This is a genomic window from Dechloromonas denitrificans, assembly GCF_001551835.1.
GTDB classification, from domain to species: Bacteria; Pseudomonadota; Gammaproteobacteria; order Burkholderiales; family Rhodocyclaceae; genus Azonexus; species Azonexus denitrificans.
Genome location: NZ_LODL01000021.1, coordinates 472,551 through 495,949 on the forward strand (window position 1 = coordinate 472,551; position 23,399 = coordinate 495,949).

24 protein-coding genes and 3 tRNA genes (1 of these 27 only partly in view) are annotated in these 23,399 nt (G+C 60.9%); 14 read left to right on the forward strand and 13 right to left on the reverse strand.

Going from position 1 to position 23,399, the window contains the following annotated elements; all coding sequences use genetic code 11:
• The first annotated feature begins 15 nt into the window (after positions 1-15).
• Together AT959_RS13305 and parC are read left to right on the forward strand one after the other, a co-directional pair.
• Positions 16-1,875: a YecA family protein gene (locus tag AT959_RS13305; RefSeq protein WP_066883845.1), complete on the forward strand. Its 1,860-nt coding sequence runs from the start codon at positions 16-18 to the stop codon at positions 1,873-1,875.
• A gap of 119 nt (positions 1,876-1,994) precedes the next feature.
• Complete coding sequence (gene parC, locus AT959_RS13310) at positions 1,995-4,400, forward strand: DNA topoisomerase IV subunit A (protein WP_066883847.1); 2,406 nt, start codon at positions 1,995-1,997, stop codon at positions 4,398-4,400.
• An 81-nt stretch (positions 4,401-4,481) separates the two neighbouring features.
• Here the strand turns inward: parC and AT959_RS13315 are convergent, their stop codons facing one another.
• Both AT959_RS13315 and AT959_RS13320 read right to left on the reverse strand, forming a co-directional pair.
• The gene (locus AT959_RS13315; RefSeq protein WP_066883849.1) at positions 4,482-5,006 is read right to left on the reverse strand and encodes a phasin family protein; all 525 of its coding nucleotides are present in this window, start codon (positions 5,004-5,006) and stop codon (positions 4,482-4,484) included.
• Positions 5,007-5,197: 191 nt separating this feature from the next.
• Positions 5,198-5,764: a response regulator gene (locus tag AT959_RS13320; protein WP_083518400.1), complete on the reverse strand. Its 567-nt coding sequence runs from the start codon at positions 5,762-5,764 to the stop codon at positions 5,198-5,200.
• A gap of 38 nt (positions 5,765-5,802) precedes the next feature.
• Between AT959_RS13320 and AT959_RS13325 the strand changes: the two genes are divergently transcribed.
• Positions 5,803-6,438 (forward strand): response regulator, encoded by a 636-nt coding sequence (locus AT959_RS13325; protein WP_066883852.1) that lies wholly within the window; start codon positions 5,803-5,805, stop codon positions 6,436-6,438.
• A 4-nt stretch (positions 6,439-6,442) separates the two neighbouring features.
• On the opposite strand, the gene AT959_RS13330 is transcribed toward AT959_RS13325, so the two are convergent.
• Together AT959_RS13330 and AT959_RS13335 are read right to left on the reverse strand one after the other, a co-directional pair.
• Positions 6,443-6,856, reverse strand: a complete 414-nt coding sequence (locus AT959_RS13330) for an Hpt domain-containing protein (RefSeq protein WP_157651304.1) — start codon at positions 6,854-6,856, stop codon at positions 6,443-6,445.
• 328 nt (positions 6,857-7,184) lie between these two features.
• Positions 7,185-7,261 (reverse strand) — tRNA-Arg (locus AT959_RS13335).
• A gap of 66 nt (positions 7,262-7,327) precedes the next feature.
• Here AT959_RS13335 and AT959_RS13340 point away from each other — a divergent pair.
• Positions 7,328-7,594 carry a biotin/lipoyl-containing protein gene (locus AT959_RS13340; RefSeq protein WP_066883855.1) on the forward strand — a complete coding sequence of 89 codons (267 nt, stop codon included), beginning with the start codon at positions 7,328-7,330 and terminating at the stop codon, positions 7,592-7,594.
• 36 nt (positions 7,595-7,630) lie between these two features.
• Here AT959_RS13340 and AT959_RS13345 read toward each other — a convergent pair whose 3' ends face one another.
• The 4 genes from AT959_RS13345 to AT959_RS13360 all read right to left on the reverse strand — a co-directional run bounded on the left by AT959_RS13345 (position 7,631) and on the right by AT959_RS13360 (position 11,513).
• Entirely contained in the window at positions 7,631-7,966 is a 336-nt protein-coding gene (locus AT959_RS13345) for a BON domain-containing protein (RefSeq protein WP_066883857.1), read from the reverse strand.
• Positions 7,967-8,150: 184 nt separating this feature from the next.
• A complete protein-coding gene (locus tag AT959_RS13350) occupies positions 8,151-9,557 on the reverse strand; it encodes a sigma 54-interacting transcriptional regulator (protein ID WP_088178977.1) in 1,407 nt (468 codons plus the stop codon).
• Complete coding sequence (locus AT959_RS13355) at positions 9,554-10,120, reverse strand: permease (RefSeq protein WP_066883859.1); 567 nt, start codon at positions 10,118-10,120, stop codon at positions 9,554-9,556. Before AT959_RS13355 ends, AT959_RS13350 begins: the two co-directional genes overlap by 4 nt.
• A complete protein-coding gene (locus AT959_RS13360; protein ID WP_066884436.1) occupies positions 10,107-11,513 on the reverse strand; it encodes a sensor histidine kinase in 1,407 nt (468 codons plus the stop codon). The genes AT959_RS13355 and AT959_RS13360 overlap by 14 nt, the downstream gene beginning before the upstream one ends.
• A 353-nt stretch (positions 11,514-11,866) precedes the next feature.
• On the opposite strand from AT959_RS13360, the gene AT959_RS13365 reads away from it, so the two are divergent.
• From AT959_RS13365 to ettA, 4 genes are all read left to right on the forward strand, one after another.
• Positions 11,867-12,445, forward strand: a complete 579-nt coding sequence (locus tag AT959_RS13365; protein WP_066883861.1) for a bactofilin family protein — start codon at positions 11,867-11,869, stop codon at positions 12,443-12,445.
• A 31-nt stretch (positions 12,446-12,476) separates the two neighbouring features.
• Positions 12,477-13,085: an N-acyl amino acid synthase FeeM domain-containing protein gene (locus tag AT959_RS13370; RefSeq protein WP_157651305.1), complete on the forward strand. Its 609-nt coding sequence runs from the start codon at positions 12,477-12,479 to the stop codon at positions 13,083-13,085.
• Between the two features lie 95 nt (positions 13,086-13,180).
• Positions 13,181-13,711 carry an RcnB family protein gene (locus tag AT959_RS13375; protein ID WP_066883865.1) on the forward strand — a complete coding sequence of 177 codons (531 nt, stop codon included), beginning with the start codon at positions 13,181-13,183 and terminating at the stop codon, positions 13,709-13,711.
• A 47-nt stretch (positions 13,712-13,758) separates the two neighbouring features.
• The gene (ettA, locus tag AT959_RS13380; protein WP_066883867.1) at positions 13,759-15,423 is read left to right on the forward strand and encodes an energy-dependent translational throttle protein EttA; all 1,665 of its coding nucleotides are present in this window, start codon (positions 13,759-13,761) and stop codon (positions 15,421-15,423) included.
• A 140-nt stretch (positions 15,424-15,563) separates the two neighbouring features.
• On the opposite strand, the gene AT959_RS13385 is transcribed toward ettA, so the two are convergent.
• Positions 15,564-15,842 (reverse strand): hypothetical protein, encoded by a 279-nt coding sequence (locus AT959_RS13385; protein ID WP_066883869.1) that lies wholly within the window; start codon positions 15,840-15,842, stop codon positions 15,564-15,566.
• Positions 15,843-16,139: 297 nt separating this feature from the next.
• On the opposite strand from AT959_RS13385, the gene AT959_RS13390 reads away from it, so the two are divergent.
• The 4 genes from AT959_RS13390 to AT959_RS13405 all read left to right on the forward strand — a co-directional run bounded on the left by AT959_RS13390 (position 16,140) and on the right by AT959_RS13405 (position 20,116).
• The gene (locus AT959_RS13390; protein ID WP_066883871.1) at positions 16,140-16,961 is read left to right on the forward strand and encodes a class I SAM-dependent methyltransferase; all 822 of its coding nucleotides are present in this window, start codon (positions 16,140-16,142) and stop codon (positions 16,959-16,961) included.
• Between the two features lie 7 nt (positions 16,962-16,968).
• Entirely contained in the window at positions 16,969-18,846 is a 1,878-nt protein-coding gene (locus AT959_RS13395; protein ID WP_066883873.1) for a peptidase U32 family protein, read from the forward strand.
• Positions 18,843-19,559 carry a TFIIB-type zinc ribbon-containing protein gene (locus tag AT959_RS13400; protein WP_083518401.1) on the forward strand — a complete coding sequence of 239 codons (717 nt, stop codon included), beginning with the start codon at positions 18,843-18,845 and terminating at the stop codon, positions 19,557-19,559. The genes AT959_RS13395 and AT959_RS13400 overlap by 4 nt, the downstream gene beginning before the upstream one ends.
• A 122-nt stretch (positions 19,560-19,681) precedes the next feature.
• Positions 19,682-20,116: a CBS domain-containing protein gene (locus tag AT959_RS13405; protein ID WP_066883878.1), complete on the forward strand. Its 435-nt coding sequence runs from the start codon at positions 19,682-19,684 to the stop codon at positions 20,114-20,116.
• Positions 20,117-20,172: 56 nt separating this feature from the next.
• Here the strand turns inward: AT959_RS13405 and AT959_RS13410 are convergent, their stop codons facing one another.
• Complete coding sequence (locus AT959_RS13410; RefSeq protein WP_066883879.1) at positions 20,173-20,724, reverse strand: YaeQ family protein; 552 nt, start codon at positions 20,722-20,724, stop codon at positions 20,173-20,175.
• Between the two features lie 199 nt (positions 20,725-20,923).
• Here AT959_RS13410 and AT959_RS13415 point away from each other — a divergent pair, with 199 nt between their 5' ends.
• Both AT959_RS13415 and AT959_RS13425 read left to right on the forward strand, forming a co-directional pair.
• On the forward strand, positions 20,924-21,367 hold the full coding sequence (locus AT959_RS13415; protein WP_066883881.1) for a rhodanese-like domain-containing protein: 444 nt from the start codon (positions 20,924-20,926) through the stop codon (positions 21,365-21,367).
• A gap of 287 nt (positions 21,368-21,654) precedes the next feature.
• Entirely contained in the window at positions 21,655-22,674 is a 1,020-nt protein-coding gene (locus AT959_RS13425) for a class I SAM-dependent rRNA methyltransferase (protein ID WP_066883885.1), read from the forward strand.
• Positions 22,675-22,685: 11 nt separating this feature from the next.
• On the opposite strand, the gene AT959_RS13430 is transcribed toward AT959_RS13425, so the two are convergent.
• The 3 genes from AT959_RS13430 to AT959_RS13440 form a co-directional block, all read right to left on the reverse strand.
• Complete coding sequence (locus AT959_RS13430; RefSeq protein ID WP_066883887.1) at positions 22,686-22,997, reverse strand: hypothetical protein; 312 nt, start codon at positions 22,995-22,997, stop codon at positions 22,686-22,688.
• 224 nt (positions 22,998-23,221) lie between these two features.
• Positions 23,222-23,296, reverse strand: a tRNA-Thr gene (locus AT959_RS13435).
• A 50-nt stretch (positions 23,297-23,346) separates the two neighbouring features.
• Positions 23,347-23,399 (reverse strand) — tRNA-Asn (locus AT959_RS13440) (it continues 55 nt past the right edge of the window).

Consider the following 23,399-nt stretch of genomic DNA (forward strand, 5'->3'; position numbering starts at 1 on the left):
AAGCGCTTTCACCTAATGCAGAAAATTGACCAACTCGACTGGCAGGAAGCCGTCGATCTGCTCTGCTTCTCCGCGGCCCGCCTGATTCTCGAAGGCATTTCCTTCGCCGAGTTTCGTGACCGCATGGAGGGCATGGTCCCGCTGCTGCTGAAGGCAGCCGGCATTCCGCAGGCGGAGCAGGCACCCGAAATGCTCCGCGGCATGGCGACGGCAGTAGCGCTGGAAATGTGGAACGCGACGCCGATCCCGGACAACCGCTTTCGCCCACTTAAACGGGCCCGACCGGAGCGCAATGCGCCCTGCCTGTGCGGCTCAGGCAGGAAGTTCAAGCAGTGTTGCGGCATGGCCGATATGGCAGAACTGGGCGTTTCCGAGGAACTGATGCTGAGCAAGGTGCTGGCGAGCTTCTCTCGCAAGCGCCTGCTCGAACTGCCGCTGCTGGAGTTGTCGCCGCAGGCGCTGGCCGGTGTGGCCCACGACTGGCTGGAGAACGGCCGGGCGAAAGATGCGGTGGCTCTGCTCGAAAAGCTGTTCACGCACTTGCCGGAACTTGACGAACGAGCGGAATGGGCGGCCGATGAGTTGCTCAACGCCTACCTGGAGGTGGACGCGCCGCGCAAGAAACAGAAGTTCATCGATGCCCTCAAAGCCGCGCCGGACAAGATGCTGCGTTCGGCCGGCTGGCAGCGCCAGACGACCGTGCATAGCGACCGGGGCGATTACGCCGAGGCCTGGGAAGCCTTCCGCGAGGCGCAACGGCTGACGCCGAACGCGCCGGCGCTGTCGCACCTCGAAGTACTGGTGCTGGTCTCCGAAGGTCGCCGCGCCGAGGCACAAGCCCGCGCCAAATTCTGGGCAGCCCGCCTCGCCCGCGACCAGGAATACGACCACAGCGACCTGATCGCCCTGCTCCACGATCTGGCCGAAGGCAGCGACGAAAGCCTATTACGGACGCTATCGCTGGGCGGCGGGCCGGTTTCGCAGCTAGCCGCGGTCATCGAGCACTGGCCGGCGCCGGCCAGCGAATACCGGCTGGCTCACGGCGCCGAACTGACAGCAAAAGCCAGACTGGAGCAGCTCGAGTCGGCCTGGATGGATATCCGTGAAGAATACAACCTGGATGGCCTGATGGATTTTCTGGCGATGCGGCCACTGGCCGGCCAATCCTTCATGGTGCTGCGCGACCTGAGCGAACTGCTGGGCATGCTGCCCGACGCCCTGCCCGGCAGCAAGGATGCCCTGACCCGCCGGCTGCTGGAACGCAGCGAGGCGCTGCGCCAGACGGTACTGGGCAAGCTGAAGGCATTGGAGCAGGAACTGCCCTGGGGCTTCCTTTTCAACCGCCCGCTGCTAACGCTGGTTTGCTATTACGTCGACGAGTTCGCCGCCAGCCGCCCGGCCGAAACCCTCGACCTGCTGCGCTGGAGCGTCAATGTCGCCAACCCGAACGACAACACCGGGCTGCGCGAAAACCTGATCCACGCGCTGGTCGCCCAAGGTTTGCCGGATGAGGCCATCGCCGTGGCCGCCCGTTATCCGGATGATTTTGCCTCGACCGAGTTCGGCAGGGTGCTGGCGCTGTTCGCCGCCGGACGCTTGGGCGATGCGGAAGCGGCGCTGAAGACCGCTGCCGCCCAGTCGCCCAAGGTGTGGAAGATGCTGCATGCGGCCAATCCAAAAATGCCACGTATGACGGGGCAGGGCATCACCGTCGGCGGCAACGACGAAGCCTGGTTATATCGCAGCCGCCATCTCGATTTGTGGCGCTCGACCGGTGCCTTGAAGTGGGGTGCCGGAATCAAACTGGCGGCTAAGGCAGCGGCCAAACCCAAGTCGCTCCCGGAGCCAGACGACAGGCAGAATCCGTTGTTCTGAATACCACCCCGCTGCAGCGGCTTGATACCCCGGCCACCGATTCGGGCGAATTGCCGGTGAGTACATCCACCCTATGATAAATTTGCCGCCGACTTGATTCAGGATGCGGATGCAAGACCATGACCGACCAGCTTAACCTCTTCGACAGCAGCGCCAAACCGCCCGCCGACGAACCAGAAACGCTTGCCCAGGCAACCGCAGCAGTCGCTGAATTGCCGCCGGAAGCCGCAGATGATTCATTGCCGGAGGCCGGTTCCGCCGCTCCGCCCGATCTGCCGCCCTCGGCCAACGGCCCGGCCGACGATATCCCATCGCCGGCCGACTACGCCGCCCGCCGCTATCTCGAATACGCGATGAGCGTCGTCACCGGCCGCGCCCTGCCTTCGGCGGCCGACGGCCAGAAACCGGTGCAGCGCCGCATTCTCTACGCCATGCACCGGATGGGCCTGTACAAGAGCCCGCGCCACGTCAAATCGGCCCGGGTGGTCGGTGACGTGATCGGTAAATACCACCCGCACGGCGATTCGTCGGTCTACGACGCGATGGTCCGCATGGCCCAGGACTGGAGCCTGCGTTACCCGATCGTCGACGGCCAGGGCAACTTCGGCTCGCGCGATGGCGACAACGCCGCCGCCATGCGCTACACGGAAGCCCGCCTGACGCCGATTGCCGAGCTGCTGCTGGCCGAACTCGACGAAGGCACGGTCGACTGGAAGCCCAACTACGACGGCGCCAATGACGAACCGGCGCTGCTCCCGGCCCGCCTGCCTTTTTGCCTGCTCAATGGCGCCTCCGGCATCGCGGTCGGCATGGCGACCGAAATCCCGGCCCACAATCTGCGCGAAGTGGCGAATGCTGCGGTCAACCTCGTCAAAAACCCGAATTTCAGCGAAGACGAAGTCCTGGCACTGATTCCCGGCCCCGACTACCCGGGCGGCGCGCAGATCATCTCCTCGCCCGAGGAAATTGCGGCCACCTACAAGAGCGGCCGCGGCAGCCTGCGCGTCCGTGCCAAGTGGAAGATCGAGAATCTGGCGCGCGGCCAGTGGCGCCTGGTCATCACCGAATTGCCGCCGGGCGTGTCGACGGCGACCGTGATGTCGGAAATCGAAGCCTGCTCCAACCCGGTCGCCAAGGAAAAAGCTGGCAAGAAGGTGTTCACGCCGGAACAGCTCAACCTGAAAGCCGCCTTCCTGTCTGCCATTTCGGAAAGCGGCGTGCGTGACGAATCTGGCAAGGAACACGACGTCCGCCTGGTCATCGAGCCCGCCTCGTCGCGCCAGGGTCAGGACGATCTGGTGCGCATGCTGCTCGCCCACACCAGCCTCGAAACCAACGCCTCGATCAACCTGACCGTGCTCGGCGTCACCGGTACGCCGCGCCAGGCTTCGCTGTACAGCATGATCGAGGAATGGTGCCGCTTCCGGCTGACCACGGTCGAACGGCGCACCCGCCACCGGCTGACGGCCGCTGAAAAGCGCATCCATATTCTCGAAGGCCGGCAGGCGATCCTGCTCGACATCGACCGCGTCATCAAGGTCATCCGCGAATCGGACGACCCGAAGGCCGATCTGATGGCGCACTTCAAGCTGTCCGAAATCCAGGCCGAAGACATCCTCGAAATCCGCCTGCGCCAGTTGGCGCGGCTGGAAGGGATCAAGATCGGCGAGGAACTGGCCAAGCTGCGCGCCGAAGCGGCCGGCCTGAACCACCTGCTGAGTTCGGAAGAAGCGCTGCGCGCCTGCGTCGCCAGCGAAATCGAGGCCGATGCCAAGAAGTACGGTGACGACCGCCGGACGCTGATCGAAGCCGACGCCAAGGTCACGATGTCGGACGCGAAGACCGTTTCCATCGTCGATGAACCGACGACGCTGATCGTCTCCAAACACGGCTGGCTGCGCTCGCGCCAGGGCCACAGCATCGACCCGACGCAACTGACTTTCCGTTCCGGCGACAGCCTGCTCGCCTGTTTGCCGTGCCGGACGGTCGACCACCTGATTTTGCTCGATACCAAGGGCCGCGCCTATTCGATCCCGGCCTCGGACATCCCCGGCGGCAAGGGTGACGGCATTCCGGCCACCTCGCTGGCCGACTTCCAGGAAGGCGGCAAGCCCTGCCTGGCGCTGGCCGTGTCGAATGACAAGACCTATCTGGTGGCGGCCGACGGCGGCTACGGCTTCCGCTGCCAAGGCAGCGACTTCATGTCGCGCGGCAAGGCCGGCAAGGCCTTCCTGTCACTGGGCGACAACGAAACCCCCGCGGTTTTCATGCCGGCCCCGGCCGACGGCGAAATCGCCTGCATCACCAAGGATGGCCGGGCCTTGGTCTTCAATCTGGAAGAAATTCGCTTGCTCGCCAAGGGCCGCGGCCTCAAGCTGATCGACGCCGCCCCGGGCAAGACGGCGCTGGAAGATATCGTGCCGGTGGTCGACGGTGTCGCTGGCAAGCTCAAGGGCGAACGGCTGGAAATCTGTCGCGGCAATCGCGGCGGCAAGGGCAAGCTGGTCCGGGCCAACCGGAAGTAAGCCGCCCGACCACTCGGGAAAACGTAGACGAAAAAAAACCGGAGCATGCTCCGGCTTTTTTATGCGTGACTACCGAAGCAATCAGGCAGCCTTGCTGGCCTTGACGGTCGCGGCAGTCGCAGCGGCAACGCTGGCTTCGGCAACTTCGGCAGCCTGCTTGGCAACCTTGTTCAGGCCTTCGTAAGCTTCGTTGGCCGACTTAATGGCGGTCTTGACGGCAGCGACAGCCACTTCGGAACCAGCCGGAGCAGAAGCCAGGGCCTTTTCAACCAGACCGGAAACCTTGGCATTGGTATCGGCAACCTGGGTTTCAACTTCCTTGGCGATCTTGTCCTTGGTTTCGGAGGCGATGGCGATCACGTTGCGCGAATACTCCATGCCCTTTTCGATGGACGGCGAAGCCAGCGTCTTCTGCAGCGCGACGAAGGACTGGACGTCCTTGGCACCGAGCAGCGTGGTGAAGTTGGACATGGAAACTTCGAAGACCGAACGGGCGGCTGCCAGATTCAGCAGGGCCAGACGTTCGACGCCGTCAAAAGCGGTATTGGCAAAGAACAGGGCGAAGTTGAAACCGGACTTGGCGAAATCTTCAGGTTTGGTGATCATGGTAAATTCTCCGTTGGGGTTGGGGTAATCCTTGGGTGCTGCTTATATATTTGCTGCACCGCAACATGACTTCATTCTAGCCAACCCCAAGGGCATGTCAAGCAATTTGTGCACCGCACCAATTTTGACCCAGAATCGACAACCCTCTTCTTCCCTACCACACCGTGTCAGGCCCGTGCCCCGTCCAGGACTCATGTCGCTTCCCAAGCCAGATCGCCTGCTGCCCGTGGAGGAATCCAGCGCAGCAGCACCTTGGCCAACTCTTCCGGGAAGATGGGCTTGCTGACAAAGTCATTCATCCCGGACTGAAAGCAGCCCTGCCGGTCCTCGGGCGTGACATTGGCCGTCATCGCCACGATCGGCAGCTTGCCGAAATCGGGATTCTTGCGGATCTCCCGGGTGGCAGTCAGGCCATCCATCACCGGCATCTGCATATCCATGAAGATCAGGTCATAATATCCCGGAGCCGCCGCCTGCAATCGGGCCAGCGCCAGACTGCCGTTTTCAGCAACGTCGACATGCAAACCAAAGTCTTCGAGAATGAACAGGGCAACCTCCTGATTCACCGGATTATCTTCGACCAGAAGAATCTTCGCCCCAGCAATCGCCCGACGTACCAGCATCATTATTTCGCTCTCCACCACCGATTCTCCTGACTTCAATCCGGGACTCTCACCAACAACGGCCAGGCGAATCTCTTTGAAAATTATCCGCAACACTGAAAAGGCCAGAAAGAACGGCGCGCTCAGCAACTCCATCCGCTACAATTCAGCCCGTTTGACATATTCCATCCCGCATGAAAACGCTCCGGATCATTCTCGCTGACGACCAGTTGCTGGTTCGTGCCGGGGTTCGCGCTCTGCTCGAATCGCTGCCCGGGCACGAAGTCATTGCCGAATGCGCCGACGGCAACCAGGCGATCGCCGAAGTTCGGCGCCAGAAGCCCGACATCACGGTTCTCGACATCGCCATGCCCGGCCCGTCGGGCATCGAAGTCACCAAAACCATCCGTCAGTTCGACCAGGCAACCCGAATCCTCATCCTGTCCAGCATCGACCGTCACGAGATCATCGAACAGGCCATGGCGGCCGGCGCCAACGGCTACCTGCTGAAAGACTTCCTCCTCGCAGAGTTGCAACTTGCGGTTCAAACGGTCTCCAACAACGGCTGCTTCCTGTCGCCGCGCGTTCAGGAAACACTGAATCACCCCCTGCCGGACGGCGACCATGCCGGCAGCACCGTACTGACCGTTCGCCAGACAGAAATCCTCCGCCTGGTCGCCTCCGGCAAAACCACCAAGGAAATCGCCCGCGATCTCGAGATCAGCCCGAAAACCGTCGAATTTCATCGCGCCCAGTTGATGGAGAGAATCGGCGTGCACGATGTCACCGGCCTGACCCGTTACGCAATGCAGTATGGTCTGATCACCTGACACATCAGTCAGCCCCCGGTAGCTCAACAGCCAGCACCGTTCGCAACTCATCCCCCATCGCCACCACCGCTTGACGAAGACTGAGGCAATCGGCCATCAAGTCATCGTTCAGAACTCCGCCAGGCAGCGTATCAGGCGCCATTTGGCGCAATCCGTCCTCAATCCGGCGCGCCAGAACCAGGCAGGCATTCGCCGAAAACAGGACGCAACTGCCGCGTATGTCATGTACCGCTTGTTTGATGGCACGCAAATCCGCATTGCTGATGCCTTGATCAAGTGAGTCCAGCAGGGTCGGCTGATTGCTCAGATACATGCCAACCAGCCTTTTGGCAGCCCCGGCATTCCCTCCCAAATTGGTCAGCAAGTAATCCAGGTTGATCGTTTTGAAACTGGAGCCTGGCTCCATCGGATACGTCATTGCCAACGACCTCTTAGTCTGCATTCTTCTTTTGCAAACAGCTTAGAGCCTCGCTGGCAGCGGGGGAACCGGGTATTACCCTAGGTCGGGAAGGCAGGACGCGGAGCGCCCTGCACAAGCCTCGGAAAATGAGCGAGTGACGCCGAGTTCCTTGCTCAAAAAGCAAGGGGGTGCCTTGGCGTGAAATGGCGAGGAACTGGGCCGAAGGAATCAAGGCCGGGAGATGATTCGCAGAAAATCCGGGGTCGGCGGCCAAGCCCAGGATTTCTCCCGCAAAAAGCAAAAAGGCCAATCAAAGATTGGCCTAAGTGCTTTTGCATCATGTAGTTGGCGCGCCCGGAGCGATTCGAACGCCCGACCCTCTGGTTCGTAGCCAGATACTCTATCCAACTGAGCTACGGGCGCGCTGTCAGAGCCGCGCATTATACGGATGAATGCGTAGAATGCAAGGGTTTTCAAGGAAAATGTGTAATGCGCGCCAATTTCATCAGAATGCCCAAATATCCAGAGTGCTGGGAAAGCTGCGGCTCCTGTGCCAGCGGCAATGTCTTCATCCTTGAATTATTGGTGAAAATTGATGATTTGATCGAACGCGACGACAACATCCTGACGCTGGAAACCGGCAAGGTCGCCCTCGACATCCCCTCCCCCTACGCCGGTCGGGTCGTCGCCATTCATGTCACAGAGGGCGATACAGTTGATGAGGAAGCGCTCCTGGTAACGCTGGAATCAATCTGACCAGACCCGACCACAGGCCGGGCCTGCGCCCCGCAGCTACTTTGGGGATTCGACCACCATGCTGTTGCGGATTTCCCGCACCCCCTTGACGCTGCTGACCAGATCCAGCGCCCGCCGCAGTGCATGCTCATCCGGCACGCTGCCGGCCAGGGTCACGATACCGGCTTTGGTTTGCACCCGGAACTGACCGCCGGCCAGGCCGATATCGGTGCGCAGCAAGGTCTCGACCCGATCATTCAGCGTCGCGTCCGGCACCTCGCCAGCCGATAGCGCGGCAGCTTGCGGGTTATCGGTGGCGAAAGCGGTGAAACCCAAGCCGGCGAGCAGGCCAAAAACCAGCACGGTCGCAGCAATCCCTTTATGGTTGCTCATGTTTAGCTCCTTTTGATATTGAACACAAAAGGCATATTGCGAACTTCGTGCCAGCCATTTTTTTATATACAAATCAATAACATGTGAAATATCGGCAAAATACCGCCAGTCATTTTCGTCGCCCGCTAGCGACAGCGCGTTCCCTTTTTGCCTGCAACGCCTTATTTATCGGGGCAAACGACTGTCACCGCTCAGCGACGCCGTCGCCGTCACTGCGGAACATGGCCGGCGTCAGGTCGTACTTCTGCAGCAAACGATAGAACTCGGTACGGTTACGCTCGGCAATGCGTGCTGCATCAGCCACATTGCCATCGGTCAACTTGAGCAACTGGACCAGATAACCGCGTTCGAAACGCTGCTTCGCCTCGCCATAGGTCAGCGCCTCCATGGTTGGCAAGCGCAAGGCACGCTGCACCAGCGACAGCGGGATCAACTGCGTCGAAGTCAGGGCGCAGCTTTGTTCCACTACGTTATAGAGCTGCCGAACATTGCCGGGCCAGGCTGCCGTGGCCAGCGCCTCAAGCGCATCCGGTGCAAAACCGCTGATCGGCTTGCCGTATTTGCCGGCGACCTGCTGGACAAAATGTGCCGCCAGCGGCGGAATATCCTCACGCCGCTCTTCCAGGCGCGGCAAGGTCAGCGAAACGACATCCAGGCGATAGTAGAGATCCTCCCGGAACTGCCCTTCAGCCATTGCCGCATCGAGGTCGCGATGCGTCGCCGAAAGCAGACGAACATCGACCGGCTCCGCTCGCGTCGCGCCAACCGGCCGTACCATCCGCTCCTGCAGCACCCGCAGCAGCTTGACCTGCAGCGCCAGCGGCATGTCGCCAATTTCATCGAGAAAGAGCGTGCCACCATTGGCTGACTGAAAGAGGCCGATCCGGGTATTGCCAGCCCCCGTAAATGCGCCTTTGACATGACCGAATAATTCGGACTCGAGCAACTGCTCGGGAATGGCACCACAGTTGATGGCGACAAAGGGGCCGTTGGCACGCGGACTGGCCCGGTGGATGGCGCGCGCCAGGACTTCCTTGCCGGTCCCGCTCTCGCCGCGAATCAACACACTGGCATCGGATGCGGCGACCATGCGAGCCTCGGACATCAAGCCGGCCATCCGCGTACTGCGAAAGACGATGCCGGCCAGCCACGCTTCCGACTGCATGCCCGAACCCAGTGAATTGGCCGTATCGCCGGACGCCCCCGGAGCGGACAGCTGTAGCGCCTGATCGATCTTTTCGAGCAGCAACTGGCTGTCGAACGGTTTGGTCAGATAACCGAAAACCCCCCTTGATGTTGCGTCGACCGCATCCGGGATCGTGCCATGCGCCGTCAGCAGGATGACCGGCAAGGTCGGGCGGGTGCTATGGACCTCCTCGAACAAGGCAAGGCCGTCGCGCCCCGGCAGGCGGACGTCGCTGACGACGACGCGTGGCGTATCGACGGCGATGTGCGTCAAGGCCTCTTCGGCCGACCCGGCCATCGAGACGCGAAAACCACGAGCCCGCAAGCGCATCGACAGCAGACGCAGGATATCCTCGTCGTCATCAACGACCAGAATGTGAGCCCCTTCATTCATGGCAGCCGTCATCGTGCCACTCCCGGAGTCATTGCACGTGGCGTCCGTGGCCGTTGCGGCAAGGTCCGCTCGATATCGGCCAAACCATCGATTTTCTCCTGTAACTCGGCGGCCTTGCGCTGACTCTCTTTCAATTGCTGCCCATGCTTTTCAAGTTGAGACTCCATTTTCTGACGCTCCAGATAGTTGTCAGCCAGTAAGCGGGCCAATAGCTGCAAGGGTTGTGCCGCCGGGTCGGTGGACTTGAGTACGCCATCGAGCAACCCAAGCGCCCGTCCGTAATCCTGCTGCACGCGCGGATGACCAATCACCATGGCCATGCGCAACTGACCGTAAGGGGTCATCGGCAAGGCAGCGAGCACCATGCGCTCGCGCCCGATCTCGGCAGCCGACATCCGGTGCAGCATCTGGTAGTAGCTCAAGGCCGGGATCACACCTGACTCCGGAATCACGCCTGACTCCGGCATTGGCGGACGGCTCACCGGTTTCGGCTCGCTGGCGCAGCCAAACAGCGCCAGAGCCAGCAGAATCGGCAGCCAGCACTTCACGCTACCGATCTTTTTATTGTCGTTCATTCGGTATATCCACATAAAAATGCGCGCCTCGACTACTTGGCAGCAAACCAACCTGTCCTCCCATCGCCCTGACCAGTTCACGAACAATGGATAGTCCGACACCGCTCCCCCGGCGTGGCATCGGCGCCCGCCGCTGCCCCTGAACAAATGGTTCAAAAATTCGCTCGATGTCTTCCGATGCCACCCCCGGCCCCTGATCGGCGCACTCCAGGCGCACCCCGGCCTCGTCCAGCGTCGCCCGCACGCTAACCTCCCCGCCCTCGGGGCTGAAATCAATGGCGTTGGAAAGCAGGTTGTCGACCACCACCGCCAGCTTCGCCGCATCTACGCTGACCTCGCTATCCGCCGCCTCAACCTGCAAACTCAGATGTCGGGCCTGGGCTTGCAATTCGCGACGGCGCACGGCCTCGGTCAGAAAGGCCCGCAGGGAAACCGGCGAGTATTCCAGCCGGCGCGCCTCGAAAGAGGCGGCATTGAGGCTGAGCAGGCTTTCGATCTGGCGCTGCAGGGCCAGAACATTGTGCTGCAGGATCTCGACCACCTCGCGTTGCGAGTCGCCGAGCGGCCCCGGCACCTCTTCCCGGAGCAGCGAAACACCTTCACGCAGCGCCGTCAGCGGCGTTTTCAACTCATGCGAGACATGCCGCAGCATCCGTTCGCGATCAGCCTCCAGTTCAGCCAGACGCAGCCTCAGCCAATCCAGACGCCGACCAAGCTGGCGCAGGTCCGCCGGTCCGCCAACCACCACCGCCTCATCAAAGCGTTTTTCGCCCAGCCGCGTAATCGCCCGTTCCAGATGCCGCATCGGCCGCATCAACCACCAGCCCATCGCCGTCGCCACCACCAGAGCACCGAGCAATGCGGTGATCAATTGCCAGCCGAGACGCAAGCGATTGCGCTCAAGCTCCAGCAAAACCTGGGCATTCTGAAACTCCACCCAATGCTGCCCAACCGCCTTCATATCCTCGTTGAGCTGAACCAGACGGGCCAGCAATGGAGCAAGCTCGGCTTTATGCATCCCGCCATCGAGGCCGGCTTTCAATTGCTCCGCGGTTGCCCGCCAATCGGCCAGCAAGCCGCCAAGCGGCGAGGCGGCAATCAACTCCAGTCGATCGACGGCGGCCAGTGAATGCGCAATGTTTTCATCGAAACGTTGACGGATGACTGCATCGCCGAGCACCAAAAACTGCCTGGCGCTACGCTCGACATCAACCGTACTTTCACCGAGCTCCTGGATCGAAGCCGTCAGTTGCAGCGCCAATTCGCCGCCCTGGCGACTTTGGCTGACAAAGCGCTCGACCACCAACCAACTGCGCACGGCCATTCCACCCAGCAGCAGAATGATCAGGACAAAGCCGGCCAGCATCACCCGGCGAAAGGAAATTCGAAGCATGCAATCGGTTTTAGCAAAAATAACAGTGTAGACCGCAGGACTCAGATTATCGATAGCAACGGTCAGCAAAGCAGGAATTTTTCAATTCCAATGTCAATACAAAAACAGTTTTAAATCAGCAGATTAAATACATTGTCGCTTTTTGCCGACAAGCTGATTTCAGTCATAGCGCGGCTTTAGCCCAGCTCATCAATCTGCTGTCGCCAATTGGCGACACATGCCGGACCAGCGCCCGATTGCGAGGTAAGAAAAACACAATAACGTGTTGATACGACAATGATAAATATTTACTGGCACGCTAATCGCAAAGGGAAGAGCCAATTGCCGCAACATCAGACCACGGAGCTTCCCCCATGTTCAACAAACCCAGCCTGAGCAATCGCAACGACACCATCGCCAAAAAGGATGTTCGCAACATTCTTGGCACCCCTCCTACGATCTCCCAAGCCACAACCGAGTCAAGTGACAAAGCCTTACCGCATAGCACCTCTGTCGCCTCAAAAACCCAGCAACCGATAAACGTAACCGAACCGGCGAGCGAAAGCACGATGGGTGCTCGTCTGATTGTTGGCCCGGATGTCAAACTGAAGGGCGCGGAAATTCTCGACTGCGACACGCTGGTCGTCGAAGGACGCGTCGAGGCAACCATGGACAGCCGGGTCATCCGGATTGCCGACCAGGGTTCCTTCGCCGGCAAGGTCAGCATCGACATCGCCGAAATTCATGGCAATTTTGAAGGCGAACTGACCGCACGTTCGCAGTTGATCATCCACAGCACCGGCAAGGTCAGCGGCAAGATCCGCTACGGCAAACTGGTTATTGACGAAGGCGGCGAACTCTGCGGAGATATCAATGCGATCTCCGCCGAAAAGCAGCATCCAATCAAACCCCTAAGCGAAGTTTCCCTACCCATAGCCGCGCTTGCCGGTTGAAAGCTTTCCCAGCACACCATAGAATCCCATAATGCATTTCTCCGCCCCCCGCGATTCGATCAGCATAAGCATCCCAAGCCGACCCGGGGCTGTCTCGACGACCCCGGCCGGCGCATTGCTGGTCAAACCGGTTGCCGACCATCATCAACGCCGCGCCGCCAGCCTACTTGTTCGCCGCATGTATGCCTGGCGCGGCTACCTGACCGATAATATTTCAGACCACCTGGACGACCCCAACCGGGTCGCCTTGGCTGCCTGGCAGGATGACGACCTGATCGCCACCCTCGCCCTGGGCCGGGACTCCCATCACGGTCTGCTTTCAGAAGCGCTCTACGCCCGCGAGGTAGAAAGCCTGCGCGGACGAGGCCGGACGATCTGCGAATTTTCCCGCTTTGCCGTCGATCCGGAATTCAGCTCCCGCCACCTGCTACTCACCCTGTTTGCGGCAGCCCATCATTACGCCCACGCCATTTTTGCGGCAACCGATGCCCTGATTGAAGTCAATCCGCGCCACGCACGTTTCTACGAACGTGAATTCGGCTTCCAGCAGATCGGCGAACTGCGCCTCTGCCCCCGCGTCGATGCACCGGCCGTCTTGATGCATCGCGATCTCGGCCTTCCAGTCAGCGCCCTGACCTGACCCTGCAGGCCGCCAAGCGGCCTCCACGATGCCCGGGACTGTTCAAGCGACACGAAGCCTCGTAGACTTCGTGTTTTCCATTTTTGAACAAGCTTATGAGCGCGAGCTCCCGCCCCCCCATCCGTTTGCTAGCGCTCATCTGCTCAACCCTGCTGGCCAGTTCGGCAGTCCTGGCCGACAAGGGTGGCAAGCACGGCCACGATCATGGCCACGACCGTGGCGAGCGGCATGAAGAACGCTACGACGATCGCCGGGATAGCCGGGATGACCGGAACTATCGCGACGATCGCTACCGGGGCGGCCCATCCATCGAAATTTACTTTGGCGACTCGCATCGCTCGGCCATTCACGACTACTATGGTCCGCAGTTCAGTAGCGGCCACTGCCCGCCCGGTCTGGCCAAGAAGCGGAATGGCTGCGTACCGCCGGGTCAGGCGAAAAAATGGCAGAAGGGACGCCCGCTGCCCGCCAGCATTGTTTACTTCGATCTGCCCCGCGACCTGGCTTACCGCATGCCACCACCACCGCGCGGCCATCGTTACGTTCGTGTCGGCTCGGACATCCTACTGATCACCATCGGCGGCAGTCTGGTGGTCGACGCCATCGTGGATATTGGCGGCTACTGACCGCCTTCCCGCAAACTCTTTTCAAATAACTCATACAGGCAGACTCAATGGCTCAATATGTAATGTCGATGCTGCGCGTCAGCAAGATCGTCCCGCCCAAGCGGCAGATCATCAAGGATATTTCCCTCTCCTTCTTCCCCGGCGCCAAGATCGGCCTGCTCGGTTTGAACGGTTCCGGCAAGTCCACCGTGCTCAAGATCATGGCCGGCGTGGACAAGGAATACGACGGCGAAGTGCAGCATCTGGCCGGCGTCTCGATCGGCTACCTGCCGCAGGAACCACAGCTCGATCCGGCCAAGACGGTCAAGGAAGAAGTCGAATCCGCCCTCGGCGAAGTCATGCAGGCACAAGCCAAGCTCGACGAAGTCTATGCCGCCTACGCCGACCCGGAGGCCGATTTCGACAAGCTGGCCGAAGAACAGGCCCGCCTCGAAGCGATCATCTCAACCGCCGGTTCCGACACCGAAGCTCAAATGGAACTGGCCGCCGACGCGCTGCGTCTGCCGCCCTGGGAAGCCGTGATCGGCAACCTGTCCGGCGGTGAAAAACGCCGCGTTGCGCTGTGCAAGCTGCTGCTCGCCAAGCCGGACATGCTGCTGCTCGACGAACCGACCAACCACCTCGACGCCGAATCGGTCGAATGGCTGGAACAGTTCCTCGTCCGCTTCCCCGGCACCGTCGTTGCCGTCACGCACGACCGCTACTTCCTCGACAACGCCGCCGAGTGGATTCTCGAACTCGACCGCGGCCACGGCATTCCGTACAAGGGCAATTATTCCAGCTGGCTGGAGCAGAAGGAAGCCCGCCTGGAGACCGAAAACAAACAGATCGATGCCCACATGAAGGCGATGAAGCAGGAACTGGAATGGGTGCGCTCAAATCCGAAGGCGCGCCAGGCCAAGTCCAAGTCGCGTCTGGCCCGTTTCGAGGAAATGTCGAGCCAGGAATACCAGAAGCGCAACGAAACCCAGGAAATTTTCATTCCGGTCGGCGAGCGTCTGGGCGGCAAGGTCATTGAGTTCAACGGCGTCACCAAGACCTTCGGCGACAAGCTGCTGATGGACAACGTCAGCTTCACGATCCCTGCCGGCGCCATCGTCGGCATCATCGGCCCGAACGGCGCCGGTAAATCCACACTGTTCAAGATGATCACCGGCCAGCAGCAGCCCGACTCCGGCACCGTCGACATCGGCCCGACGGTCAAAATCGCCTACGTCGATCAGTCGCGCGATTGCCTCGACGGTTCCAAGACGGTGTTCGAGGAACTGGCCCAGGGCAGCGACATCCTGCAGATCGGCAAGTTTGAAATGCCGTCGCGCGCTTACATCGGCCGCTTCAACTTCAAGGGCGCCGACCAGGGCAAGCAGGTCGGCAACCTGTCCGGCGGCGAACGCGGCCGTCTGCACCTGGCCAAAACGCTGATGACCGGCGGCAACGTCCTGCTGCTCGACGAACCGTCGAACGACCTCGACGTCGAAACGCTGCGCGCGCTGGAAGATGCGCTGCTCGAATTCCCCGGCTGCGCGATGGTCATCTCGCACGATCGCTGGTTCCTCGACCGAATCTGTACGCACATCCTGGCCGCCGAAGGCGATTCGCAGTGGAACTTCTTCGAAGGCAACTTCCAGGAATACGAGGAAGACAAGAAAAAGCGCCTCGGCGAAGAAGGCGCCAAGCCGAAGCGGATTCGCTACAAGCCGATCACCCGCTGATTTTGGCTGTTTCCGGCGGTCAACCCTAGGGCCAGCCTTTGTTTCCATGGTCGCCGGAAACCAAGCAAAACGGGCGCCGCTTGGCGCCCGTTCTTCTTTTGCCCCCCGCCATCGCGAAGGGCAGAAAAGCTATGGAATTCTTAGTGCTTCAGATTAGCCGAGAAAACAGCCTTGGTCTTTTCGGAAAACTGGAACTCGTTGAACGCACGGTTGATTTCAGCTTCGTTGCGGCCTTCGGAATGGTCTTCAAAGCTGATACCGATGACCTTGCCGTTGGCAGCCAGCGTCTGGAAGGCAAAACGCCAGCGTTGAGCTTCAGCCAGCCGCTCGCGCAGTTCGGCTTCGTTGGAAATCGTAATGCCGGCTTTCTTCAGGGAATCCAGAAATTGTTCAAAGGATTCGTTGCTCAAACTGCCCATTTGTATCTCCGTATGAAGTTCGGTGTTGGATCACCATGATCCGAATAACGCCACAGCCTGCGTTCGGTTGACACGAATTTGACGAACCTGAACAACACTTTGCGAAGAGCGTGCCAAAAACAAAATAGCAATTTATATTCAATAACTTGAAATCACCGAGAATTTCTTCAACAACATTAATCTGTCGCGAGCAGGCGACGCTCCGTGAAAAAACTTTGAGACAGCAGCCTCCGGACAGAGCACCACCCAGTGGCGAACGCCCCGTATCGGCTGCGCCAATGCGATAATCCACACCCTATGAAAAAGCAAAACGCCGCTGTCGCCATTTCCGAAATCCGCCCCGGGCAATCGATCGAACTGCTCAAGGAACTGCACATTCTGACCCGCGACGGCAAACTCAATCAGGACACCCGCCGCAAGCTGAAGCAGGTCTATCACCTGTACCAGTTCATCGAACCGCTGCTCGCTGAGGCGCAAAGCCTGGCCGACCACGGCGCCGGCAAGTCCTATCTGGGCTTCATCCTCTACGACCTGTTTTTCAAGGAAAAAGAGACAGGCCACATCTACGGTATCGAAACGCGCAAGGAACTGGTCGAAAAATCGCGGCAACTGGCCGAGCGCCTCGGCTTTGCCCGGATGAGCTTTCTCGACGTCACAGTCGAAGAATCAACCCATTCCAGCGCCCTGCCCGAGCAGATCGACGTCGTCACTGCGTTGCACGCCTGCAACACGGCCACCGACGACGCCATCCATTTCGCGCTGACCAAGCAGGCCAGGCACATCGTGCTGGTGCCCTGCTGCCAGGCCGAAGTCGCCGCCACGATGCGCGCCCGCAAGAACGAATCGCTGGGCAAGACGGCGCTCTCTGAATTGTGGCGCCACCCGATCCATACCCGCGAACTGGGCAGCCACCTGACCAACGTGCTGCGCTGCCTGCTACTCGAAGCGCACGGCTACGACGTGACCGTCACCGAACTGGTCGGTTGGGAGCACTCGATGAAGAATGAACTGATCATCGCCAGCAAGCGGGGCAATCCGCGCAAGAATGCCCGCGAACGGGCCGAAGCCATCCTGCGCGAGTTCAATATCGAGAAACTTGCGCCGCGGTTTACCTACTAAGTTCGCCATGACTCGACCCCAACACCCTCTCGAACTGCTCGCCCCGGCCAAGAACGCCGATTTCGGCATTGAAGCCATCAAGCACGGCGCCGACGCCGTCTACATCGGCGGCCCCGCCTTCGGCGCCCGCTACGGGGCCGGCAACACGATTGACGACATTGCCCGCCTGAGCGCCTTCGCGCACCGCTACAACGCCCGGGTTTTCGTCGCGCTGAACACCATCCTGCACGACAACGAACTGGAAGACGCCCGCCAACTCGCCTGGAAAATCTACCAAGCCGGGGCCGATGCGCTGATCATCCAGGACATGGGTCTGCTCGAACTGGACCTGCCGCCGATCCAGTTGCACGCCAGCACGCAGACCGACAACCGCAATGCGGCTAAGGTGAAATTTCTCGAAGATGCCGGTTTCTCGCAACTGGTGCTGGCTCGCGAACTGTCGATCGACGAGGTCGCCGCCATCGCCCGCCAGACGACGCTGGCCCTCGAATACTTCGTGCATGGCGCGCTGTGTGTCGCCTACTCCGGCCAGTGCTTCATTAGCCACGCCCACACCGGGCGCAGCGCCAATCGCGGCGAATGTTCGCAGGCCTGCCGCCTGCCCTACACGCTGGTCGACGACAAGGGCAAGACCATCACCGAAGACCAGCACCTGCTGTCGATGAAGGACAACAACCAGACCGAGAACATCTTGGCGCTGGCCCAGGCCGGCGTCAGCTCCTTCAAGATCGAGGGGCGGCTGAAAGACCTCAGCTACGTCAAGAACATCACCGCGCACTACCGCAAGCTGCTCGACGAAGTCATCGCCGAGCATCCCCAATTCAGTCGCGCCTCGTCCGGGCGCAGCACCTATAGCTTCACGCCGCAGCCGGACAAGACCTTCAACCGCGGCTACACCGACTATTTCGCCGGCGGCCGGCAGGACGACATCGGTGCTTTCGATTCACCGGCCTTCGTCGGCGAGATCATCGGCAACGTACGCGCAATCGGTGACGGTTTCTTTACCGTCGATGCCGAAAAGCCTTTCAACAACGGCGATGGTGTTTGTTTCTACGATGGCCATGGCGATGTGATCGGCATGCGCATCAACCGGGCCGAAGGCATGACGCTGTTCCCGGCCGAAATCCCCGAGGAACTGACCGAAGGTGCCACCCTCTTCCGCAACCGCGACCAGGAATTCGAGCGTTCGCTGGAAAAAGAATCGGCCGAGCGCCGCATTTCGATCCGCCCCGTGCTGGCCGAAACCGCCGACGGCTTCCGGCTGACGCTGACCGACGAAGATGGCGTGAGTGCTGCGGTCGACCTGCCCCACGGCAAGGAAATCGCCAAGAATGCCGAGCGGGCGCTGAGCACGCTGCAGGAAAACCTCGGCAAGTTCGGCAACACGATGTTCATCGCCGAGCCGGCCGAGCTGCAACTGTCGCAGCCGTGGTTCCTGCCGGTCGGCGCCATCAACGCCCTGCGCCGCGGCGCCACCGAGCAGCTCGAAGCGGCCCGCCTCGCCGCCTACCAGCGCCCGGCCCGCGCCGAACCTGCCGCCAACCCGGTGCCTTATCCGCAGGACGAGCTGACCTACCTTGGCAACGTCTTCAATGCCCAGGCCCGCCACTTCTACGAGAAGCACGGCGTCAAGCTGATTGCGGAGGCCTACGAGGCGAACCAGGAAAAAGGCATGGTCTCGCTGATGATCACCCGCCATTGCCTGCGCTACAGCTTCAACCTGTGCCCGAAGGAAGTGAAACATCTGAAGCCAGACCCGATGACCCTGGTCAACGGCAGCGAAAAGTTGATCCTCAAGTTCGATTGCAAGGCCTGCGAAATGCACGTCATCGGCAAGATGAAGAAAGGCGTCAAACTCAACCTCGGCAGCATCCGTCCGGCGTGAAGCCCACCGCCTGCCCCTCCTGCCGGCAGACCATGTACAAGCAGCGCTTCGAGCGCCTGCTGCATGGCGAGGTCGTGCTCGACCTCTGCTTTCCCTGCCAGGGTATCTGGTTCGACGACTTTGAAAGCGTGCAGATCACACCGGGCGGGATCATCGAGCTGTTCAAACTGATCCATGCCCATCGCGACGGCCAGCGCCAGCCCCTGAGCGATCCGCTGCGCTGCCCGCGCTGCGCCGAGAAACTGCTGCACGGCCTCGACGTCGCCAAGCATGGCGGCCAGTTCAACTACCACCGTTGCCTGCAAAAGCACGGACGCTTCACGACCTTCGCCCAGTTCATGATCGAAAAGGGCTTCGTCCGCCAGCTCAGCAGCGCCGAAATCAGCGAGCTGGCAGTCAAGATCGGCAGTATCCGCTGCAACGGTTGCGGCGCACCAGTGGACATCAGGAAAGAGCATGCCTGCGGCCATTGCCGCTCGCCGATCGCCATTCTCGACCCGTCAGCCGTCGAACAGGCACTTGCCCGTTTTCAGCAGGCGGAAGTCAGGCGAACGACACGCGATGTCGAAGCCCTCGGCGACGCCATCGTTATGCGCGAACGGGAAAAATCGCGCTACCAGCGAGAAAAACAACAAGGCCGCATCGAGGATCTCGAAGTCGGCGACCTGCTGATCGATGGCGTCGAACTGATCTGGAACCTGCTGCGTCACTGAATCGTGCAGCACTCCAGGGGCCGAGGGTCATCGGTCGGTCTATGCAGCAAGAACTTCAATCTCCTACACATGTCGAATCAACTCGGCCGCTATCGGCCCAACCATGTGAAGGAGGTACTGCCATGCCAAATCGTTCAGTCGGCGAGGTTATCGGTCAACGCGCCTTTCCCACCGCCACCCAGAACACCACCGTACGCGATGCCGCGATCATCATGAAGGAATGGCATTCGTCGGCCATTCTGATTGTCGAAAACGGTTATCTGGAGGGGATCTGCACCGAGCGCGACATCGTATTCCGGGTCGTGGCCGCCAACTGCGATCCCGCTCAAACCACGATCGCTACCGTAATGACCCGGAATCCGCAGATGGTCAGCCCGGAAAAACCCTTCGGACACGCCCTGCACCTGATGTACGAAGGGGGCTTCCGGCACATGCCGGTGGTCAATCGGGCCGGCCACCCGGTAGGCTTGCTCGCCGCCCACGACGCCCTCGACATGGACGGCTTGCAGATGGAGCAGGACCTGGTCCGGCGTGAGGAAATCACCATCATTCTTTGAGTTGAAACCGCTCACACAAGCTTGTGAGCGGCAAGGACGGAGGCAGCGGCGATGCCTTAAGCGGCTTCCGGCCCGAACAGGACTTTCGGCGCCAGTTCGACATGCTGGTCATCGCCGCCCAGCCAGACCACGCCATCCTGAATCGTGCATTGCAGACGCATGTTGCGTGCCGCTAGGGCTGCCAGCGCCTGCGACTCGGCCGGCGGCAAGGCCAGCACCCGCAGGTTTTTCTGCCCGGCCACCTTGCCGGCCGTCTGCTGCCACCAGATTTCGGCGGCACGGCCACCGTAGGCGAGCACGACGACTTCCTTGGCCCGGCCGCAGGCACGCCGGATATTGCGTTCGTCAGGCAGGCCGACATCGATCCAGCGCTCGATGACCCCGGTCAGGTCGACATCGGCCAGATCGGCCTCGTCTTCGCTCGACAGGCCACGGCCGAAGGCCAGGCTCTCCGAAGCAAACAGCGCGAAGGCGAGCAGGCGGACCATCATCCGCTGATCGTTTTCGGATGGATGGCGAGCGATGGTCAGCGCGTACTCGCCAAAGTGCGAACGATCAAGGTCGGCCAATTGCAATTCCACCTTGAAGATAGTCGATTTGAGCGCCATGCCAGCCCCTGAAAAAAGGGCGGATTATCCCATGCTGAGCAACCGGGGCGCGGCAGCAATCAGCGAGGCGGCAATCGGCAGTTCGCCCGAACCACACTGGTTCGATATTGTCCGACCCAGTAAGGGAATCCACGGGTCGCAACGAGCAAGCCGGCCAGTCGCCCCTATAATTAGCGTTTTCTGATTAATGAGGTTTGCCATGCGCCACCTGCTGCTCTCCCTCTGCCTCAGCCTCGGCGCCCTGTTCGCCCACGCCGAGGTGATCAATATCAACAATGCCGAACTCGACACGCTGGTCAAAAGCGGCGTCCCTATCATCGATATCCGCCTGCAATCGGAATGGGAAGAAACCGGCATCGTCAGCGGCAGCAAGTTGCTGACCTTCTTCGACGAGCGCGGCCGGCACGATGCGGCCGCCTGGCTGGAAAAGGTCAAACCATTCGCCAAGCCGGACGAGCCGGTCATCGTCATCTGCCGTACTGGCAACCGGACCAAGCCGGTCAGCCAGTTTCTCTCGCAACAGGCCGGCTACAGCCGGGTCTATAACGTCAAGAGCGGTATCAAGGACTGGATCGCCAATGGTGGCCCGGTCGTCCCAGCGGCGCAAAGCATTGCCGCCTGCCGCGCCGCGAAAACTTGCTGAACCAGGCCGTCGACCGCAAGCGTTGCGCCAGTTGCGAACGCTGGCGTGGCCAACGGCAGGCGGGTAGCGAAGCGGCCACCGTAGCGATTGACAGCGAAACCAGCACCGGCCTCTGCGAGGGCGGCGGCTGGGATGGTTCGGAGCGGCGGGCCCGTTCGGCCTGCGGCCACTGGCGGCTATGGCCGGCCCTTAATCTCCCGGGCGCAGAGCCAGTCCGGTAAAATACGTCGCCTCGGCTTTCCGGCGGTTTTTCCCGCGGCGATCGCTGCCACCTTACCGGAAACTCCATGCCCACCACGCAACTCACCGCGCACCTGCAAGCCGCCTTCACCGCCCGCCAGGCACTGATCGAGCGCCTGCATGCCGAAGACACCAACGCCTATCGCCTGTTCAACGGCAGCACCGAAAACGAACCCGGCCTGACCGTCGACCGCTATGGCGATCTGCTGCTGATCCAGACTTTCCACGAACCGCTCGACGGTCACGACCGGGCCGCCATCGAAGCCTTCTATAGTGAAGCGATGCCCGGCCTGGTCGCCGTCTATAACGACCGCAGCCGGGCCAATTCGCGGATCTGCAACCCGCTACCCCCGGAAGTGCTGGCCGAAGCCAACAAGCCGCGCGAATTCAACGAAATGGGCGTCCGCTACGCCGTCCAGGGCCGCCACAGCGGTCAGGACCCCTGGCTCTTTCTCGACATGCGGGCCGGCCGGCGCCGCGTCATGCAGGAAGCCGTCGGCAAATCGCTGCTCAATCTCTTCGCCTACACCTGCGGTGTCGGCGTCGCCGCCGCCAAGACCGGTGCAGCGCATGTCGTAAACGTCGACTTCGCCGAATCGAACCTGCGCGTCGGCAAGGAAAATGCGCGCCTCAACGAGTTGCCGATCCGCCTGCGTTTCGTCCAGAGCGACGCCTTTGCCGCCATGCGCCAGTTGGCCGGCCTCGGCCAGGCGGCCATGGTCCGCGGCAAGCGCATGCCGGCCTTCCCGAAGCTCGATCAACGGGCCTTCGATGTCGTCTTTCTCGATCCGCCGCGCCACGCCAAGAGCGCCTTCGGCGTCGTCGATATCGTCAACGACTACGCTGCGCTGATGAAGCTGGCGCTGGCCTGCACCGTCGAAGGCGGAACGCTGATCTGCTGCAACAACGCCGCGCAGATTTCCCGTGAAACCTGGGGCGAGCAACTGCTGCGCTGCGCCAAGAAAGCCGGCCGTACGGTTCGTGAAATGGAATGGATCGCACCGGAAGAAGATTTCCCCAGCCATGACGGCCAGCCGCCACTGAAGATTGCGCTGCTGCGCGTCTGAGGCTTACATTTTCATGCTGCGGCGCGATTGAGCAGCGCGACCAGCCGGGGGTAAAACTTGCCCCGGCTGATTTCCAGCCGCCGGGCGATCTGCACGGATTCCGCCAACTCGCGGGCGGCGGCCGACTGCCTCAGCAGGCGTGGAAAAGCGTTGGTCGCATCGACCAGCGAGAAAATATTCATCAACAGATCACCACAGGCCCGGTAATAGGCGGGATCGAGCGGCCCCTCCTGCCGACCGGCATCGCAGGCATCGAGATACATGGCAGCGGCGTTGGCCGAGACGGCGAGCGCTTTCAGGGTGGTCTGATTCAAAGCGGACATGGCAGCGCTCCTTTCAGCGGGTGGATGCACCATGCGCCCACCTTAGACAGGCACAGCCGAACTGTCAGCGAACTATTTCACGAAGCAGGAAAGAACGCGCCCAGCACTCCGGCGCGCTGGGCGACAAGCATCAATTTTCTTGAATTTTAGGGATTGGCGGGAGAGAAACTCCCAACCTCGCCGGCAAGGCGCCGTGACCAACATGGCGCTTACGGAAAATGGTGTGGTGCCCATGGGCAGGATCGAACTGCCGACCTCTCCCTTACCAAGGGAGTGCTCTACCACTGAGCCACATGGGCACAACTAAGACAGCCGATTCAGAAGGTTGTGACCTGAAACAGTGGCTTTTTGGCTCCCCGACCTGGGCTCGAACCAGGGACCTACGGATTAACAGTCCGGCGC

Coding starts and splice junctions, on each gene's coding strand:
- AT959_RS13405 (WP_066883878.1), top strand. CDS start 19,682: ATGCCAAATCGTTCAGTCGGCGAGGTTATCGGTCAACGCGCCTTTCCC.
- AT959_RS13370 (WP_157651305.1), top strand. CDS start 12,477: ATGCATTTCTCCGCCCCCCGCGATTCGATCAGCATAAGCATCCCAAGC.
- AT959_RS13390 (WP_066883871.1), top strand. CDS start 16,140: ATGAAAAAGCAAAACGCCGCTGTCGCCATTTCCGAAATCCGCCCCGGG.
- AT959_RS13340 (WP_066883855.1), top strand. CDS start 7,328: ATGCGCGCCAATTTCATCAGAATGCCCAAATATCCAGAGTGCTGGGAA.
- AT959_RS13345 (WP_066883857.1), bottom strand. CDS start 7,966: ATGAGCAACCATAAAGGGATTGCTGCGACCGTGCTGGTTTTTGGCCTG.
- AT959_RS13425 (WP_066883885.1), top strand. CDS start 21,655: ATGCCCACCACGCAACTCACCGCGCACCTGCAAGCCGCCTTCACCGCC.
- AT959_RS13415 (WP_066883881.1), top strand. CDS start 20,924: ATGCGCCACCTGCTGCTCTCCCTCTGCCTCAGCCTCGGCGCCCTGTTC.
- AT959_RS13360 (WP_066884436.1), bottom strand. CDS start 11,513: ATGCTTCGAATTTCCTTTCGCCGGGTGATGCTGGCCGGCTTTGTCCTG.
- AT959_RS13330 (WP_157651304.1), bottom strand. CDS start 6,856: ATGACGTATCCGATGGAGCCAGGCTCCAGTTTCAAAACGATCAACCTG.
- AT959_RS13430 (WP_066883887.1), bottom strand. CDS start 22,997: ATGTCCGCTTTGAATCAGACCACCCTGAAAGCGCTCGCCGTCTCGGCC.
- AT959_RS13375 (WP_066883865.1), top strand. CDS start 13,181: ATGAGCGCGAGCTCCCGCCCCCCCATCCGTTTGCTAGCGCTCATCTGC.
- AT959_RS13365 (WP_066883861.1), top strand. CDS start 11,867: ATGTTCAACAAACCCAGCCTGAGCAATCGCAACGACACCATCGCCAAA.
- AT959_RS13325 (WP_066883852.1), top strand. CDS start 5,803: ATGAAAACGCTCCGGATCATTCTCGCTGACGACCAGTTGCTGGTTCGT.
- AT959_RS13320 (WP_083518400.1), bottom strand. CDS start 5,764: ATGGAGTTGCTGAGCGCGCCGTTCTTTCTGGCCTTTTCAGTGTTGCGG.
- AT959_RS13410 (WP_066883879.1), bottom strand. CDS start 20,724: ATGGCGCTCAAATCGACTATCTTCAAGGTGGAATTGCAATTGGCCGAC.
- AT959_RS13385 (WP_066883869.1), bottom strand. CDS start 15,842: ATGGGCAGTTTGAGCAACGAATCCTTTGAACAATTTCTGGATTCCCTG.
- AT959_RS13305 (WP_066883845.1), top strand. CDS start 16: ATGCAGAAAATTGACCAACTCGACTGGCAGGAAGCCGTCGATCTGCTC.
- parC (WP_066883847.1), top strand. CDS start 1,995: ATGACCGACCAGCTTAACCTCTTCGACAGCAGCGCCAAACCGCCCGCC.
- AT959_RS13395 (WP_066883873.1), top strand. CDS start 16,969: ATGACTCGACCCCAACACCCTCTCGAACTGCTCGCCCCGGCCAAGAAC.
- AT959_RS13355 (WP_066883859.1), bottom strand. CDS start 10,120: ATGAACGACAATAAAAAGATCGGTAGCGTGAAGTGCTGGCTGCCGATT.
- AT959_RS13350 (WP_088178977.1), bottom strand. CDS start 9,557: ATGACGGCTGCCATGAATGAAGGGGCTCACATTCTGGTCGTTGATGAC.
- ettA (WP_066883867.1), top strand. CDS start 13,759: ATGGCTCAATATGTAATGTCGATGCTGCGCGTCAGCAAGATCGTCCCG.
- AT959_RS13315 (WP_066883849.1), bottom strand. CDS start 5,006: ATGATCACCAAACCTGAAGATTTCGCCAAGTCCGGTTTCAACTTCGCC.